General features: G+C 64.6%; 13 protein-coding genes. 9 read left to right on the top strand and 4 right to left on the bottom strand.

Features of this window, described 5'->3' with window-relative positions; all coding sequences use genetic code 11:
- The first annotated feature begins 20 nt into the window (after window positions 1-20).
- The 3 genes from T331_RS18240 (at window position 21) to T331_RS20625 (ending at window position 2019) form a co-directional block, all read left to right on the top strand.
- On the top strand, window positions 21-1139 hold the full coding sequence (locus T331_RS18240) for a GGDEF domain-containing protein (protein ID WP_051622347.1): 1119 nt from the start codon (window positions 21-23) through the stop codon (window positions 1137-1139).
- 171 nt (window positions 1140-1310) lie between these two features.
- Window positions 1311-1706, top strand: a complete 396-nt coding sequence (locus tag T331_RS19520) for a BPSL0067 family protein (RefSeq protein WP_081822236.1) — start codon at window positions 1311-1313, stop codon at window positions 1704-1706.
- Window positions 1693-2019 (top strand): STY0301 family protein, encoded by a 327-nt coding sequence (locus T331_RS20625; RefSeq protein WP_407637430.1) that lies wholly within the window; start codon window positions 1693-1695, stop codon window positions 2017-2019. Before T331_RS19520 ends, T331_RS20625 begins: the two co-directional genes overlap by 14 nt.
- A gap of 148 nt (window positions 2020-2167) precedes the next feature.
- On the opposite strand, the gene T331_RS0112035 is transcribed toward T331_RS20625, so the two are convergent.
- Both T331_RS0112035 and T331_RS0112040 read right to left on the bottom strand, forming a co-directional pair.
- A complete protein-coding gene (locus T331_RS0112035; protein WP_026440189.1) occupies window positions 2168-2989 on the bottom strand; it encodes an aldo/keto reductase in 822 nt (273 codons plus the stop codon).
- A 57-nt stretch (window positions 2990-3046) separates the two neighbouring features.
- The gene (locus T331_RS0112040) at window positions 3047-4045 is read right to left on the bottom strand and encodes an MYG1 family protein (protein WP_234732033.1); all 999 of its coding nucleotides are present in this window, start codon (window positions 4043-4045) and stop codon (window positions 3047-3049) included.
- A 218-nt stretch (window positions 4046-4263) separates the two neighbouring features.
- Between T331_RS0112040 and T331_RS0112045 the strand changes: the two genes are divergently transcribed.
- From T331_RS0112045 to T331_RS18250, 3 genes are all read left to right on the top strand, one after another.
- Window positions 4264-5532 (top strand): flavin-containing monooxygenase, encoded by a 1269-nt coding sequence (locus tag T331_RS0112045; RefSeq protein ID WP_026440191.1) that lies wholly within the window; start codon window positions 4264-4266, stop codon window positions 5530-5532.
- 63 nt (window positions 5533-5595) lie between these two features.
- Window positions 5596-5967 (top strand): winged helix-turn-helix domain-containing protein, encoded by a 372-nt coding sequence (locus tag T331_RS18245; protein WP_035180045.1) that lies wholly within the window; start codon window positions 5596-5598, stop codon window positions 5965-5967.
- Between the two features lie 123 nt (window positions 5968-6090).
- A complete protein-coding gene (locus T331_RS18250; protein WP_081822237.1) occupies window positions 6091-7836 on the top strand; it encodes a methyl-accepting chemotaxis protein in 1746 nt (581 codons plus the stop codon).
- A gap of 267 nt (window positions 7837-8103) precedes the next feature.
- Here the strand turns inward: T331_RS18250 and T331_RS0112060 are convergent, their stop codons facing one another.
- Window positions 8104-11364: an EAL domain-containing protein gene (locus tag T331_RS0112060; protein WP_051622354.1), complete on the bottom strand. Its 3261-nt coding sequence runs from the start codon at window positions 11362-11364 to the stop codon at window positions 8104-8106.
- 347 nt (window positions 11365-11711) lie between these two features.
- Between T331_RS0112060 and T331_RS18255 the strand changes: the two genes are divergently transcribed.
- The gene (locus tag T331_RS18255; protein WP_035180047.1) at window positions 11712-12389 is read left to right on the top strand and encodes an HAD family hydrolase; all 678 of its coding nucleotides are present in this window, start codon (window positions 11712-11714) and stop codon (window positions 12387-12389) included.
- A 161-nt stretch (window positions 12390-12550) separates the two neighbouring features.
- Here T331_RS18255 and T331_RS0112070 read toward each other — a convergent pair whose 3' ends face one another.
- Window positions 12551-13978: a mannitol dehydrogenase family protein gene (locus T331_RS0112070; protein WP_244876952.1), complete on the bottom strand. Its 1428-nt coding sequence runs from the start codon at window positions 13976-13978 to the stop codon at window positions 12551-12553.
- Window positions 13979-14420: 442 nt separating this feature from the next.
- Between T331_RS0112070 and T331_RS0112075 the strand changes: the two genes are divergently transcribed.
- A complete protein-coding gene (locus tag T331_RS0112075; protein ID WP_026440194.1) occupies window positions 14421-15785 on the top strand; it encodes a DUF1800 domain-containing protein in 1365 nt (454 codons plus the stop codon).
- The gene (locus T331_RS0112080; protein ID WP_026440195.1) at window positions 15782-17011 is read left to right on the top strand and encodes a DUF1501 domain-containing protein; all 1230 of its coding nucleotides are present in this window, start codon (window positions 15782-15784) and stop codon (window positions 17009-17011) included. The genes T331_RS0112075 and T331_RS0112080 overlap by 4 nt, the downstream gene beginning before the upstream one ends.
- The last annotated feature ends 26 nt before the right edge of the window (window positions 17012-17037 follow it).

The following is a 17037-nucleotide window of genomic DNA, read 5'->3' on the forward strand; positions in this document are numbered from 1 at the left end:
GGACAACCCCCAAGCTGACAATGCCGCCCGCCAACCTGTTCCTCATCCTGGACATCATGACCTGGGTCGGCGCCCTGCTGCTGCTGGGAGTCAGCACCATCATGCGCTCGGCGACGCTGCGCTACTGGGGCGGCGCCTATCTGGCCGGCGCCATCGGCATCGCCGGCGTGGTGGTCGGGGTGAAATACTGGCCCTGGGCGGCCTATGGGCTGGGGCCGGCCCTGGTGCTGACCGGCTATTGGCTGATGTGGATGGGGCTGCGCCAGCTGCGCCCCGGGCGCCCGCTCGTGCTCTGGCCAGTGCTGGTCGCCGCCTGCTGGTGCGTGGTCAGCGACTGGCGGATCTTCGCTCATAATGAGCTGCTGCGCTTCGCCGTGTTCAGCCCGGCCGGCTTCCTCTGCATGGTGGCGATCGCGCATGAAAGCCTGCGCATTCCGGCCCGGGTGGAGGTGCGCTGGCTGCTGGCCGGGCTGGCCCTGCTGCATGCCGCCTTCTATGCCGCGCGCAGCATCTGCGCCCTGCTGTTCCCGAGCCCGGATACCACCCAGCTCTGGCTCTACATCACCCCGACCGAGGCGATCCTGTATGAGTTCTCCGACGCCTTCCTGATCCTGTTCGCGGTGCTGGCCACACGTCAGGACATGCTGCGCACCCAGGCCCATACCGACCATCTCACCGGGCTGTTGAACCGGCGGCGGTTTTTCGAGCTGGCCCAGCGCGTGCTGCAGGACCGGCCCTGCGCGGTGCTGGTGTTCGATGTCGATTATTTCAAAACCGTCAACGACACCCATGGCCATGCCGGCGGCGACGAGGTGCTGCGCGTGCTGGGCGAGGTCTGCCGCGCGCATCTGCGCAAGGGCGATCTGATCGGCCGGGTCGGCGGTGACGAGTTCGCGATGCTGATCCGCGACGATGAGGACGCGGCCCGCCGCATCGCCGCCCGCATCCGCGAGGCCTTCACCAGCGCCTGCCAGGCGCGCGGCTATGTCACCGGCGTCACCTTCGGGGTGATCACAGGAGAGGCCGCGCCGATCGAAACCCTGCTCGCCGCCGCCGATGCCGAGCTCTACATCGCCAAACGCCAGCGCAGCCTGCAATCCCTGCCCGCCCCGGCCAGCATCACCTACCGGCATGGCTGAGGCATTTCGCCGGGCGGCGCTGCGCGCGCAGCCGGCGGGGTGAGGGAAGATGGAGGCAGTTTGACCACGGAAACGCGGAACCGAAAGCTATCGAAATGCCCTATGAAATGATGTTGCTAACTGCGGGTTGCCGCTTTAGCGTTGCAGAGAAGGTTATGGAATGACTTCTTTATGCCCTACATAGCTCAGAACCCAAACGCCTTTCTTGGGCAATCTGTTGGTGACGGACAATGTGTTGCGCTTGTAGAAAAAGCCGCAAATACGCCGCATGACAAGGCATGGAGCCGCGGAATTTTGGTCAAAGGAGCGATCGTGGCTCCGGGTACAATCATCGCCACCTTTGATGCAAAAGGCCGCTATGGAAATCATACGGACGGAACGTCCCATGCCGCAATCTATCTAGGGCAGAATGCCGACGGCATTCAGGTCATAGACCAATGGGTGGATGTACATAATGGCAAAAGACGCCCCCACGTCGCGCAGCCACGAACAATCCGATGGAAGCAGTTTGAGGGCAAAAACGCCAAGCCGGTGAATATCGGAGATGATTATTATGTCGTTCAGTAACCTATGCCTCTCCGCAGCAATATTATGCTCCTTAGGGTCGCCCGCCATCGCTAAAACCGTACTGTCCTGTCCGGAAACAATGAGCGGCCACAAGATTTCCGAGGTCGATATGTTTAGTGGTCCGCCCGAGGAAATGGCGAGCTTGGTTCCCGTGAACGGCGCCTGGGACACAACGATGGACTCGCCCGAGGAAAAACCCTTTTACATTCAGTGTGAGTACCAAAACACCAGACAGACAATCGTCGTCAAAGTCCCGAAGACGATGAAGAGCTGTGCTTATGGTGACAAAGACAATCAGATCATTTGTCATTGAACAGGGACCTTGACACCCTGATCGCGTGCGGGATCAACATCAATATTGCCCCCGGACAAGCCTGAAAGTCTTAAATCCCAAAACAATATATGTTTAGGTTGACGCAGCAGCGTGAAGATAAACAAATAAAATTGCGCGCCCAAAAAAGCTATAGCATGTCCAACGGCACGGACCGCTTCGGCGGCGCGAAGGCCTTGTCAATGGCGGCCAGATCCTCTGCGGTCAGCTGCAGCCTCAGCGCGCCCAGATTTTCCTCGATCCGTGCCGCATGGCCGGTTTTGGGAATGCTCACCACCCCCTCCTGGCGCAGCCCCCAGGCCAGCGCCACCTGCCCGGGCGTTGCCCCATGCGCCGCCGCCACCGCCTTCACCGCCGCACTCTCCAGCACCTTGTTGTGCTGCCCCAGCGGCGTGTAGGCCATCACCGGAATGCCCCGCCCCTGGCACCAGGGCAGCAGATCGAACTCGATCCCCCGCGATTGCGGATTATACAGCACCTGATTCGCCGCACAGCCCGCGGGCAGGCCCCGCATATCCTCAAGGTCGAAATTCGAAACACCCCAGGCGCGAATCTTGCCCTGCGCGCGCAGCGCAGCGAACGCCTCGATCGTCTCCTCCACCGGCACGCTGCCGATCCAGTGCAGCAGATAGAGATCGAGATACTCCGTCCCCAACCGCTTCAGGCTGGCCTCGCAGGCGCGGATGGTGCCCGCCTTGCTGGCATGGGACGGGGCGACCTTGCTGACCAGCAGCAGCCGCTCACGCTCGCCCCGCACCGCCTCGCCCAGCAGCGTCTCGGCGGCGCCATCGCCATAAATCTCGGCGGTGTCGAACAGCGTGATGCCCTGGGCGATGGCCGCCTTCAGCGCCGCCAACTCCTCGCTCCGGCGCGCCGGGCTCTCGCCCATGCGCCAGGTGCCCAGCCCCATCGCCGGCAATTCCAGCCCGCCGGCCTGTTTCATGCTGCGCATCGCGGCTCCTCCTTGGCTTGCGTGATCCGCCTCAGCTTGGGGCCGCCCGCGCCGGCTTCAAGCCTCGGCGGGGCTCTCCACCGGGGCTTGCGCCAGCATCTTCATCGCCATCGCCAGCGCGCCCTCACGGCTCTTCGCCGCGCCGACGAAGCGGCGCACATGCACAAACACCGCATCCTCCACCCCGCAAACCGCCGCCAGCGCCTCGCCCTGCAGCCCGGCCCATGCCTCGGGGAAGGGCAGGCGCTGCGCGAAGGACCCGGGCTCCGGCGGCATCGTGTCGATCATCCAATTGCCGTTGGAAGCCGGCGAGATGCAGAACAGAATCGGCAGCTCATGCGCGAAGGCGGCACTCTTCCAGGGCATGCCGGTCTCCAGCACCAGCAAACGCGGCTCCGGCCCGGCCTGATAGGCGGCCAGCACGCGGGCATCGGCCTCCATGCGGCTGCGCTTGCCCTCCACCTTCAGCGCCAGCACCCCGGCGGCGAAATCCGCCGCGCGCAGAAACGCCGCATCCCCGGCGGTGGCGCCATTCGCCTCGTCACTGTCCCAGCTCGGGTTGTAATCGCCGATCAGCGCCGCCAGCCCCAGACTGTCACGCAGCACCGGCCCGCTCATCGAGACGCCATTATCGATCTCGTCGATCCGCTTCACCAGCCCCTCATTCAGCTCTTCCGCAATCGCAGCGGCGAAGCCCTGCGCCGCGTCCGGCAGCAAAGCCGCCACCGCGCGCGCGCCGTAAACCTGCCAGAGCAGCCCGGCGGCGGAATAGGGCGTGCCATCCTCGCGCTGCGGCGCGCCGATCTGGTGATGGTCGAAGCGCTGCGCCTGCGGGTCGTACACGCTGCCGACATCGAACACGATGTCCCCGCTCTCGATCAGCTCGGGCTTGCGGGTGCGCAGCAGAACATGGTCCTCGCCGGGGCGCGACAGCCCCAAAGCCAGGCGCAGCACGGCATAGCCGAACACCTCGTCGCAATGGAACTTGCCGCTATGGGTGACAAGGCGCGGCAATTGAGCAGGGATCATCGAGGCATTCCAGTCTGGCAGGGTCAAAATCCCCCCTGCCCTACAAAGCATGGCCGCCCCCGTCCAGCTTTGCGGCCGGCAAACCCGGCCCAATTTTTCGCCAGCCCGCCCAATGCTTCACCATTTTCAAACCAGGATAGACTCTGGTTTATTTCCACCGAAGCCATGGATAGGAAAATCGTTCTGCCCCTCTCCCCTGGCCCTGTGTAGCATCCGGGCTTTGCAGCAGAAGGCGAGTTGAGGTGATGGCTGACGAAACGATCGAGGTGCTGGTGATCGGCGCCGGCCAGGCCGGCATCGCGGCGGCGGAGCATCTGGGCGCGGCTGGCATCCCCTATCTGGTGCTGGAGCGCGCGCGCATCGCCGAGCGCTGGCGCAGTGCGCGCTGGGATTCGCTGGTGGCCAACGGCCCCGCCTGGCATGACCGGTTTCCGAACATGGCATTCCCCCATCGCGGCCCGGACGCCTTTGTGCCGAAAGAGGAAGTCGCCGATTATTTCGAGGCCTATGCCAAACAGATCGACGCCAATCTGCGCTGCGGCGTCGAGGTGCTGGCGGTGCGCCGCAACCCTGAAGGCCCCGGCTTCATCGCGCAGACCAGCCAGGGGCGCATCGCCGCGCGCGCGGTCATCGTCGCCACCGGGGCGTTCCAGACCCCGGTCCATCCGGCGCTGATCCCTGAGCAGCCTGGCCTCACCCAGCTCCATTCCAGCGCCTATCGCAACCCCGCCCAGCTGGCGCCGGGCGCGGTGCTGGTGGTCGGCTGCGGCTCCTCGGGCACGCAGATCGCCGATGAGCTGCAGCGCGCCGGGCGCCAGGTCTATCTCTCCGTCGGCGCGCATGACCGCCCGCCCCGGCGCTATCGCGGCCGGGATTTCTGCTGGTGGCTGGGGGTACTGAATAAATGGGACGCCGAAGCCCCGTCCAGCACCGCGCATGTGACCATCGCGGTCAGCGGCGCGCGGGGCGGCGAGACCGTCGATTTCCGCCGCCTGGCCCAGCGCGGCATCACCCTGCTCGGCCTGACCGAAGCCCATGCGGACGGCAAGCTGCGCTTCGCCGACAATCTCAAACAGACTCTCGACAAGGGCGACGCCAATTATCTGGCCCTGCTCGACGAGGCCGACGCCTATATCGCCCGCAACCATCTCGATCTGCCGCAGGAAGAAGACGCCAAAATCATCCCGCCCGATCCGGATTGCGTCACCCATCCGATCCGCGAACTTGATCTGGCCGAGGCCAGCATCACCAGCATCATCTGGGCCACCGGCTTCAAGGCGGATTATAGGTGGCTGCAACTGGATAGCTTCAACGCCAACGGCACCCCCAACCATGCGCGCGGCGTGGCGGCGGAGCCGGGGCTGTATTTCCTCGGCCTGCCCTGGCAGTCCCGCCGCGGCTCCTCCTTCATCTGGGGCGTCTGGCACGATGCGAAATTCATCACCGACCATATCGCCAAGCAGCGCGCCTATCTCGCCTATGAGGGCATGGCGCTGCCGGAGCTGAATGGCTGAACGCGTTGCCAGCCTGACCGCCCCTGCCCTATTCTGCCCCTGGATGGCAACAAGGCGGACAGAATGGCGGCGGCACCTTATCGGCTGAGCCTGCGGATCTATCTCCCCAACGGGCTGCGGCTCGGCCCGGGCAAGATCGCCCTGCTGCAGGCGGTGGCGACGCAAGGCTCGATCAGCGCCGCCGCCCGCGCCCAGCGCATCTCCTATAAACGCGCCTGGGATCTGCTGGAGGAGATGAACCGCCTGCTCGAAGCCCCGGTGATCGAGACCATGCAAGGCGGCAAAACCGGCGGCGGCGCGCGCCTCACCGCAACCGGCGAAAAGCTGCTGGCGCATTACCGGGCGGTGCTGGACGCGGCGGAAGAGACAGCCGGCGGTGCCTTACGGGCGATCGCGGCGCTGGGACAGATTCCAGAAGATACGCCGGAGCACTGAATGAGCGCGGCATAGTTTCGATCGGCTGCGCCCCCCGCTTAAATGACGGAGAAAAATTAATCATTCCGAAAGCTTAATCATCAAAGCTCTGGCTCGTTGATGATTGGGGATGGGGTACGCATAATGTCTCTTTTTAATTTTCTCGGCGGCGCGGGAGCAGCAGCCACGCTGGCCGCTTTGTCCGCCTCTCTGGGGATCATCGAGTTCGATACCAGCGGGAAAATCCTCAACGCCAACGAAAATTTCTGCAAAGCCATCGGTTACGAATTGGCCGAGATCAAAGGGCGGCATCACAGCATATTTATCGATCCCGCCTATGCGCAGAGCCAGGACTACAATGAATTCTGGGCGAAGCTCCGGCGCGGCACCTATGAAGCCAGCGAATATAAGCGCATCGGCAAGCATGGCCGCGAAGTATGGCTGCAAGCCTCTTATAATCCGGTTAAAAACCGGCGCGGCGCCGTCGTCAAAATCGTCAAGCAGGCGACCGACATCACCGCCGAGAAACTGAAAAACGCCGAAACAAAAAATATATTTGAGGCGATTTCCCGGGCCCAGGCGATGATCGAGTTCACCGTCGATGGGCAGATCATCACCGCCAACGATCATTTCCTGAAGGCCATCGGCTACCAGCTGCAGGAGATTAAAGGCCGCAAGCACAGCATGCTGGTCGAGCCTGATTATGCGCAATCCGCGGATTATCGGGCGTTCTGGAAAAAACTGGCGGCGGGCGAATATATCGCCGCGGAATTCAAGCGCATCGGCAAGGGCGGCAAGGAGGTTTGGCTCCAGGCTTCTTACAACCCGATCTTCGATCTCAACGGCAAGGTGGTCAAGGTGATCAAATTCGCCACCGATATCACCGGGCGCGAACGTGCCGTCCAAGGCATCGCGGCCGGCCTAAAGGAATTGTCCGCCAATAATCTCACCTACCGGATCAATGATCTGTTCATCCGCGAGTTCGAACCGGTTCGCCTCGATTTCAATGCGTCGCTGGACAAGCTGGACGCGACGATGCGCGCGATTTCCACGAACACGCAGGCGGTCCGCAACGGCTCGTCCGAAATCTCCGCCGCCTCGGATGACCTCGCCCGGCGCACCGAGCAACAGGCCGCCAGCCTCGAAGAGACCGCCGCGGCGCTGGATCAGATCACCACGACCGTCAGCGAGGCCGCGGGAAGTGCCAAGGCGGCGCGCGACATTGTGGAGAAGGCTCAGGCCGACGCGGCGCGCTCCCGGACGGTGGTGACCGAGACCGTAAGCGCCATGGCGGGAATCGAAACCTCCTCCAAACAGATCAGCAATATCATCGGCGTCATCGACGAGATTGCGTTCCAGACCAATCTGCTGGCCCTGAATGCGGGGGTCGAGGCGGCGCGCGCCGGCGATGCCGGGCGGGGCTTCGCCGTGGTCGCCACCGAGGTGCGCGCCCTGGCCCAGCGCTCCGCTGATGCGGCGAAGGAAATCAAGGCATTGATTTCCACCTCCGGCCAGCAAGTGGAAACCGGGGTGCGGCTGGTGAACGAGACCGGCAACGCGTTGGAGAGTATCGCCAAACAGGTCTCGAGGCTGAACGGCTTGATCGTCAACATCGCCGCCTCGGCGCAAGAACAGTCCTCCGGGCTCGGCCAGGTCAACAGCGCCATCAACGATCTGGATCAGGTGACCCAGAAAAACGCCGCGATGGTGGAAGAGACAAGCGCAGCCAGCCATAGCCTAACGCAGGAAGCCGAGACGCTGGCCAAGCTCATAGGCCAGTTCCGGATCAGCGATGCGGCGGCGAGGGCACGACCCGTCGGCGGCCTGACGCCGGCGAGAGGCCGCGCTGAACAGGCGGCATCCGGCGACTTTGCCGCCTTGGTCTCTTAAAGCAATCTGTGTTTAGGTTGACGCGCCAGCGTCAAGATAAACACGTGAAATTGCTTGCCCAAACATAAATAGAGCGAGTGGGTTTAAACCCATATGGCTCTAAAGGTTGTTTGAAAAACAATCCCCCTCTTAAAAATTCTAAAATTTTTGGGATGGGGGTGCTTTGTACAAAAGCTTCCACATTGGTACCCCGCCTTTTTCAAAGCAGCGACACCCAAAAATTTTTCAATTTCTCCAAGATTTTTTAAAGGATTTTTAAAAAAACCCTTAGCCTACCGGGGCGCCATAGATCCGTTCCAGCCACTCCCTCGCTGGGATCGGTCGGGTGAACAGATAGCCCTGCATGCGCGCGCAGCCATGGCGGCGCAGGAAGCTCACCTGCTCGGGCGTCTCCACCCCTTCCGCCACCACATCCAGCCCCAGCCTGCCGCCCATCGCCAAAATCACCTCGACAATGGCGACAGAGGACGCATCCTCGGGCACCCGGCCGACAAACCCCTTATCGATCTTGATCTCATGGATCGGCAATTGCTGCAGATAATGCAGGCTGGAATAGCCGGTGCCGAAATCATCCACTGAAAACCGCACCCCATGCGCTGCCAGGCTGCGCATGATCGCGCCGATCTCCAGCACATCCTTCACCAGCAGATTTTCGGTGATCTCCAGCGTCAGCCGGTCGGGCGCGATGCCGGAACTCTCGATCGCATCCAGCACATGGCTGACAAAAGCCGGGTCGCGGAATTGCCGGGGGCTGACATTCACCGAAAGCCGGGTCAGCGGACGATACGCCTTCACCCGTGCCAGCAGGCTGCAGGATTCACGCAGCACCCAGCGCCCCAGCGGCACGATCAGGCCGGAGCTTTCGGCGACGCTGATGAACTGCGCCGGCGAGATGATCCGCCCATCCTGCCCGCGCAGGCGGATCAGCGCCTCGGTGCTCACCGCCAGCCCGTCCTCGTCCACCTGGTCCTGCAGCCAGATCTCGAAACGCCCGGCCTTCAGCGCGCCGCGGATATCATCCTCCACCGCGTGCCGCGCCATCAGCGACTGATACATCGCAGGCTGGAACATCACCACCTCGGTATCGCTGGTCTTGGCCTGATACATCGCCGTGTCCGCCTCGCGGATCAGCGCATCCAGCGTGTCGTCGGGCTTGGGGAAGATGGTGAAGCCGATGCTCGCCCCCAGATGATATTCCCGCTCGCCCAGCATGAAAGGCTGGCTGGCCAGCGCATCCTTGATCTTGCGCGCGACGATTCCGGCATGCTGGGCCGCCGCCTCGCCGGTGGCGCCGGCCTCGGTCAGCAGCACCACGAATTCATCGCCGCCGACGCGCGCCACCGTGTCGCGGGCGCGCAGCACCAGCTTCAGCCGCACCGCCACCTCGCGGATCACCTCATCCCCGGCGGCATGGCCGAGCATGTCGTTAATCACCTTGAACCGGTCGAGATCGATGAACAGCAGCGCGCCCTGGCTGCCATTGCGCCGCATCTCGGCCAGCGCCTCGCCCAGCCGCTCATTCAGCAGCCGGCGGTTCGGCAGCTCGGTCAGCGGGTCGAGATGGGCGAGCTGATAGATCTTCTCTTCCGCGGTGCGCCGCTCGGTGATGTCGATCCAGGCGCCGACGATGCGAAAATGCGCCGCCCCTTCCATCCGGCGCAGCGTCATCTCATCGCGGATCCAGCGATAGCTGCCATCGCGATGGCGGATCTGGTAGCGAAGGGTGCACTGGCCTTTTTCCAGCACACACCGCATGGCATCCACCAGCTGGGCGCGATCCTCCGGATGAATCCGGCTGCGCCACCAATCCTGGCTGCAGACATCGGCCGGCGCAAAGCCCAGCATGTCCTGGATATTCGGGCTCACCCCCAGCGGCGTCACCTCCTCGCCGGTCACCGCCAGCTCGTAGAGCACCACGCCGCTGGCTTGCAGCAGCCGCTCCAGCCGGGTCTCGCTCTCCGAGCGGGCGATGAGGGCGACATCGCGCTCCTGCCGGGTCTTGATCGCCTCCAGCGCCTTGCCGAGATTGGCGGTCAGCTCGCTGAGCAGAATCTGCTCCTCGTCGCCGAAGGCCATCGGCGTCGCGGAATAGAGCACGAACACGCCATCGGGGGGCGCCTCCGGCGGCCCGAAGGGCAGCGCGATGACGGCGCGAAACCCGTTCGCCAGCGCCTGCTCGCGCCAGGGCGCGAAGCTCGGTTCACGGGCGACATCGTGCACCACGGCCATCCGGGCGTCACGCAGGGCACGCCCGGCTGGGCCTTGCCCGGCAGGCACGTCCGCCCAGGAAAGATTGAGCCGGGCGGTATAAGCCTCGCCCGCGCCATGATGCGCGGCGACCTGGATGCGTCGTGCCTGATCCTGCCGCGCCAGCCCGATCCAGGCGCCCTGATACCCGCCAACCTCCACCCCCAGCCGGCAGGCGGCGGCGAACAAGGCACGCGGACGCTTGGCCTGCTCGAAGGTCTCGGTGGAGGCGTGAATGGTGCGCAGCGCCCGGTTGGCGCGCGCCAGCGCATCCTCGCGCTGGCGCCCCAGCAGCAAGGGCGTCAGCCGGGTGATGAATTCCAGGATCAGCCCATGCATCCCGGCCGGCACATCCGGCCGCTCGAAGCCCAGCACCAGGCCAAAGCGCCACGCCGCGAGGTCGAACGGATGCATGATCTGCCGCCGCAGGCCAGCGGCCACCAGCTCCTCCAGCCGGGGATAATGGTGCAGATCATCCGCCAGGCTCAGCGGCCCGGTATCCGCCACCTGGCCCTGCGCCAGCTGGCTGCCAAAGCTGAACAGGCTGAATGGCATGCGCCCGAACCAGCCGGACATCTCCGACGCCGCCAGGCCACTTTCCGGCTGAAAATAGGATTTCACATATTCGATCTGCGCCGCCGCCGGATGCAGCGCCATCAGCATGCAGATCGCCGCCCCCATCCGCTCGGCGCAATAAGCCAGCGCCTGGTCCAGGGCCGCGTCGAAATCCGGCGCCCCGGCGATGCCCGAGGCCAGGCAGTTCCAGAAGGCCGTGTCCGCCGAGGCGGCAATCTGCTCGCGCTGCAGCCGGCGCACCTCCAGCTCGGTGATCACCGCGCCCGCGAGGTCGCGCAGGAAGCCACGCTCCGCCGCGGCGAACGGGCGCCCCGGCGTGGCATCGCGCACGCACAGCATGCCGATGCGATGCCCCTGCGGCGTGATGACCGGAATGCCGGCATAAAAGCGGAAGGGCAGAGACGGGCCGGCATCCTGGATCACAAAGCCGTCTTCCTGGCGGATGGCGTCCTGGCACAGGGCCAGCTCCTCAGCCGTCCAACCTGGCGCCTCCGGGCCGCCGCCGCTCCAGACGCGCTGACCATCCTGGAAGCGCAGCATCCCGGCCTGCACGCCAAGCCCTTCCGCCGCGAGCCGGGCGAAGCGCTCGAACGGCGCCGGCGCCGGCGCATCCCTCACCGCATAGCGCGCCAAAGCCGCGAGCTGGCGCTGCTCCAGCTCCACGCCGGAAACGCGAGCTTGCCAGAATTCATGCAAATCGATCATGCCGACCAAAAGACTAACATGACGGCCGAATTGTTAAAACCACGTCCAGGTCGGGAGTCTCCCATACTCATTTCGGCATCTTGCGCGTCAGGAATGTTTAAAATTTTACGTCTTGTCCAGCCCCTCTGTTTCAGGCCGGGATAAGGCCCCAGCCGCGCCGCCCCCAACCGGCCAGGACAATCGGCCCAAATCTTGCTTTTTGCCATCCCTAACGCTAGGACAGCGTCACAGCCACAGGCGCGCGGGGACCCTCCTCTCCCCGCCCCGCCGCTGCCATTTGGCATTTCCGCAGACGGCTTCTGCACAAATCGCATCTGAAGATGTGCATCGTTTGGAAAGGACAAAGAATGACATTCGCCACGCCCGTCGAGGCCGTGATCTTCGATATGGACGGGCTTCTGCTCGATACCGAATCCCTCGCCATGGCCGCCCTGGTCTCTGCCGGTCAGGCGCTGGGCTACGACATGAAAGACGAATTCTGCTATCTGATGATCGGCGCGCCGGCGGATAAATGCCGCGCTTTGGTCACGGAAAAATATGGCGCGGATTTCCCGCTGGAGCGCTATTTCGCGACCCAGGAACAGCATCTGCGCGAACTGGTCGATGCCGGAAAAATGCAGCTGAAAAGCGGCGTGATTGAAATTCTCGACGAGCTGGACCGGCAGGGCATCAAGCGCGCCATCGCCACCTCCTCCTCACGGCTGCGCACCGACCATCATCTGCAGCTGGCCGGCATCGCGCATCGCTTTCAACAAATCGTCACGCGCGACGATGTCACCCGCGGCAAGCCCCATCCGGACCCGTATCTGAAGGCCGCCTCACTGCTCGGCGTGACGCCGGATCGCTGTCTGGCGCTGGAAGATTCCTATAATGGCGTGCGCGCCGCGGTGGCCGCGAAGATGCGCGTGATCATGATCCCGGATCTGCTGCCCGCCACCGATGAGATGCGCAATGTCGCGCATCGCATCGTCACCTCGCTGCACGATGCCGTTACCCATCTGCAGGAGCTGCGCCAGGCCGCGTAAGGCCGCGCAACCTAGAGCCTCAAGCTTTTAGCTTGAGGCTCTAGGTTTTTGATATTGGCGAGCAATTTCATGTGTTAATCTTGAGGCTGCCGCGTCAAGATTAACACATATTGCTCTAACATAAAAAACCCGGCCATCTGACCGGGTTTTTTATGCGTGGATCAATGTGTGATGTTTTCGTGACGCAGTCGCAGCCGCAGCGCCTCGCGCACCGAGAGCACCCGCAGATCCCGCAAGGCGGTGGCCAGCTCATCGACCAACGCCTCATCGCCCGCCGCGCCGGCGCCGAAAATATCTTCCTGGCCGAGGAACAGCCGCGCCTGCGCCTGTGGCTGCGCGCTCTCCTGCGCCGCCAGCGCCAGCAGCGCCTCCTTGCGCGGATCGGTGATCACCAGCCCCCGTGCCATGCCCTGGCGCTGGGTGAACCAGCTGATCCAGCCGGCGATGGCCAGCACGGTCAGCGGCGCGGGGCGCCCCGCCACGCGGTTTTCCAGCAGCGGGCGGAACAGCCTGGTCGCCATCTTGGTCGAGCCATTGCGGCCGATGCGTGAAACATCGTGCCGGATCGCGGGGTTGCGCAGCCGTGTCATTAAAACCGAGGCATAGTCTTGCAACTTCGCTGCCGGCATCGCCAGCGTCGCGCCTTGCTCGGCCTGCATGAATTGCGCCGCCGCCGCCGCGAACGCCGCATCGGCCATCGCATCGGCAATGGTCTTGTAGCCGGCGAGCCCGCCGAGATAGGCCAGCATCATATGCACGCCGTTGAGCATGCGCAGCTTCGCCAGCTCATAGGGCGCGACATCGCTGACAAACTGCGCCCCCGCCGCTTCCCAGAGCGGACGCGGCCCGGCGAAATCCTCGATCACCCATTGCAGGAACGGTTCCATCGAAACCGGCGCCGCATCCGCAAAGCCGGTGAGTTTCAGCGCATCCTCACGGTCCGCCGCACTCGCGGTCGGAACGATCCGGTCCACCATCGTGTTCGGGAAGCGGACATTGCGCGCGATCCAGTTGGCCAGCCGGCCACTGCGCAGGCTGGCGAAATTCACCACCGCGTCGCGCAGGGTGCGGCCATTCTCGGAAATATTATCGCAGCTGATGATCACCGGCGGACGCCCGCCCTCGGCATAGATCCGCTCCAGACCAAGGGCGATGGCGCCGACGGCACTGCGCGGACGCAACGGCTTCAGCAGATCGTGCTGAATATCCTTATGGCTGTCCATCAGCCGGCCGCTGCTCGGCTCCAGCAGATAGCCGGTCGGCGTGATCGTCAGCGTGACGATTTTCGTCCGTGGATCCGCGATGCGCGCGGGTAGGCCGAACGGATCGGTCGGGGCGTGCACGATATCGCGCAGCACGCCGACGATTTCCGCCTTGGTGCCGGCCTCGCTGCGTTCCAGCGCGGTATAGAGCCCATCCTGCGGGCGCAACTGCTCGGGCACGGTGGCGCGGGTCATGCTCGCGGCGGCAATGCCCCAGCCCAGCCCTGCATCCCCTTGCGCCTCAATGGCGCGCTGCGTCGCCAGCGCCTGGTGCGCGCGATGAAACGCGCCACAGCCCAAATGCAAAATGCCGCATTCAAGCGCCATCGGATCGAAATCAGGCAGACGCGCACGATGATTCACCGCGTCCAGGCGATCAAGGCGAAGCCGTCGCGGCTCCGGCAATTTTGATCGTATTGTGATATTTTCATCAAATCTATCGAGCAACAAATGCGGCCCTCCTCTGCTAGGCGTCAGGAGACATTCCGCTTCAAAGAAGCAAAACACGAAATCTCAAGGATTTTAGATGATCATCACCCGTGAGGTCCACCCAGAACGGCCGTCGCAGCTTCGTTTTGCCAAAATCAGACGCTGCGAATTTCCATTCTTCCTTTCACAGCGGCGCATCTTTTGTAACGTTTACGTAAATGAAAAAGCCGTAACACGTGGTCAAAAATGGGGTTTGGCGATTCGTATTTGCCGCAGTGCGGCATCTCGGTTGCCCTTCGTAACAGAATGTCAAACAGCACCCATGCTATAACGCCCCCCCATGGAACAGCTCGCGATGCACGCCTTGGTGCGCTTCGGCTATGGCGGCGGCCCGCAAACCCCGCCCCCGGCGGATGCGCCGGCCTGGCTGCACGCGCAGATCACCGGGCCGGACCCGGCTCTGGCCGCCGGCGCCTTCGCCAGCCTGCCCACCGGCCAGGCGGCTTTGGACGTTTTGCGCGAGGATGCGGTGCTGCGCCGTCAGGAACTGGCAGCGCAGGCCGCCGGCACCGCCCCCGCCGCCAAGCCCGCCTTCAAACCGCGCAGCCACCAGCTTTACCTGGATGACGCGCTGGCGCAGATCGATTTCGCCGCCACCACGGATGCGCCCTTCCGTGAGCGTCTGGTCTGGTTCTGGGCCAATCATTTCAGCGTCTCGATCCTGCAGGGCAACACCGCGCCGCTGGTCGGCCCCTTCATCCGCGAGGCGATCCGCCCGCATGTCAGCGGCCATTTCGCCGAGATGGTGCTGGCGGTGGAACGCCATCCGGCGATGCTGCTCTATCTCGACAACCAGCAATCCATCGGCCCCAACAGCCCCGCCGGACAACGCAGCGGCAAGGGGTTGAACGAAAATCTCGGCCGCGAATGCATGGAGCTGCACACGGTCGGGCTGGAGGCGGGCTACAGCCAGGCGGATGTCACCAGCATGGCCAAGCTGCTCACCGGCTGGTCGGTCGCCACCACCGCGGAAGGCGGCGGGGATGAGCTGACCGGCTATAAATTCCGCCCCAACGCGCATGAGCCCGGGCCGCAAATTGTGATGGGGCAGCACTTCCCGGAAGGCGAGGAAGGCGGCATCGCAGCGCTGCGATTCCTGGCCACCTATCATACCGCCTATCACCGCATCGCCACCGGCCTCGCCACCCATTTCATCTCTGACAATCCCCCGCCCCAGGCTGTAGCGGCCCTCACCCAGTCCCTGGCGCGCTCGGGCGGGCATCTGCCCAGCGCCTATGCCACGCTGATCGGGCTGGGGCTGCAGGCGCCGAAGCTGGCTAAGGTAAAAACCCCGTTCGACTATACCATCTCCTTGCTGCGCGCCGCCCCGCCGCCGCAGCCGCCAAGGCCGGGCGCGGTGCTCTATATGCTGGCCCAGCTCGGCCAGCCGCTCTGGGCCGCCCCCTTGCCGAATGGCTGGCCAGATAATGCCGGCGCCTGGGCAGACCCGGATCTGATGCTGGGCCGGGTGGATGCCGCCTATACCTATGCCGGGCTGCTCGCCGGGGCCAACCCGCAGGCCATCGCCGCAACCGCGCTGGGAGGCTTGCAGAAGCCCGCCACCGGTCAGGCCATGGCCAAGGCCGGCTCCCCGCGCGAGGCTCTGGCCATGCTCTTCACCAGCCCGGAGTTTCTGCGGCGATGATCCCGCATCTCCCCCTCTCCCGCCGCGCCGCCCTGCTCGGCCTCACCGCCACCGCCTTTGCCGGGCAGACCCGCCTGGCCCTGGCCAGCGCGCCGACGGAGCAGCGCTTCATCGTCGTGCTGCTGCGCGGCGCCTTGGACGGCATGGCCGCCCTGCCGCCTTATGGCGATGCCAATCTGGCGGGCTTGCGCGCCGGGCTGGTCCCGCCCGCCATCGGCCAGCCGAACGGCATGCTGGATCTCGGCGGCTTTTACGGGCTGCACCCGGCCCTGGCCAATCTGCACGGGCTCTACCAGGCCGGGGAGGCGCTGCCGGTGCATGCCATCGCCGGGCCCTACCGCACCCGCAGCCATTTCGAGGCCCAGGACCTGCTGCAGCTGGGGACTGAGACCAATTCCATCAGCTCCGGCTGGCTGAACCGGCTGCTGCTGGAGCTGCCGGCCCCGCCAGGCCCGGTCGCCAAAGGGCTGGCGGTGGGGCTGGCGATGCCGCTGCTGCTGGAAGGCCGCGCCCCCGTGGGGGCCTACGCGCCGCTCGGCCTCGCCGCCGCCCCGCCGGATCTGGTGCAGAAGGCCCTGGCGCTGAACGCCCCGGACCATGTGCTCGGCCCCGCTTTGGCCCAGGGCGTGCGGGAGATGCGGTTCGATGCCCGCATCCAGCAGGCCGAAGCCATGGAAATGTCCGACGATCAGCCGCCGATGGCGAAGAGTGCGAAGCGCGTCTATGGCTTTCCGCTGCTGGCGCAGAAGGCCGGGCAGATGCTGGCCGCGCCGGACGGGCCGCGCATCGCCGCCTTCGAGCTGGAGGGCTGGGACACGCATGGCAATCAGGTGAATGCGCTGAAGGGGGCGCTGGTCAATCTGGATACCGGGCTCGCCATGCTGAAACAATCGCTCGGGCCCGCCTGGGGCAGCACGGTGATCCTGGTCGCCACCGAATTCGGCCGCACCGCCGCGATGAACGGCACCAAGGGCACGGACCATGGCACCGCGACGGTGGCGTTTCTCATCGGCGGGCGGGTGGAGGGCGGCAAGGTGCGCGCCACCTGGCCGGGGCTGGGCCAAGGGCAGCTGTTCGAGAACCGCGATCTGGCGCCGACGGCGGATATACGCGCCTTGGCCAAGGGCGCGCTGGCGGCGCAGTTCGGGCTGCAAGGTGCGGCGCTGGAGCGCATCTTCCCCGGCAGCCTGGAGGCGCCGCCGATGGCGGGGCTGCTGCGGGCCTGAGTTTCAAAAGTTTTTTGGTGCCGCTT

The organism is Acidocella facilis ATCC 35904 (assembly GCF_000687875.1).
GTDB classification, from domain to species: Bacteria; Pseudomonadota; Alphaproteobacteria; order Acetobacterales; family Acetobacteraceae; genus Acidocella; species Acidocella facilis.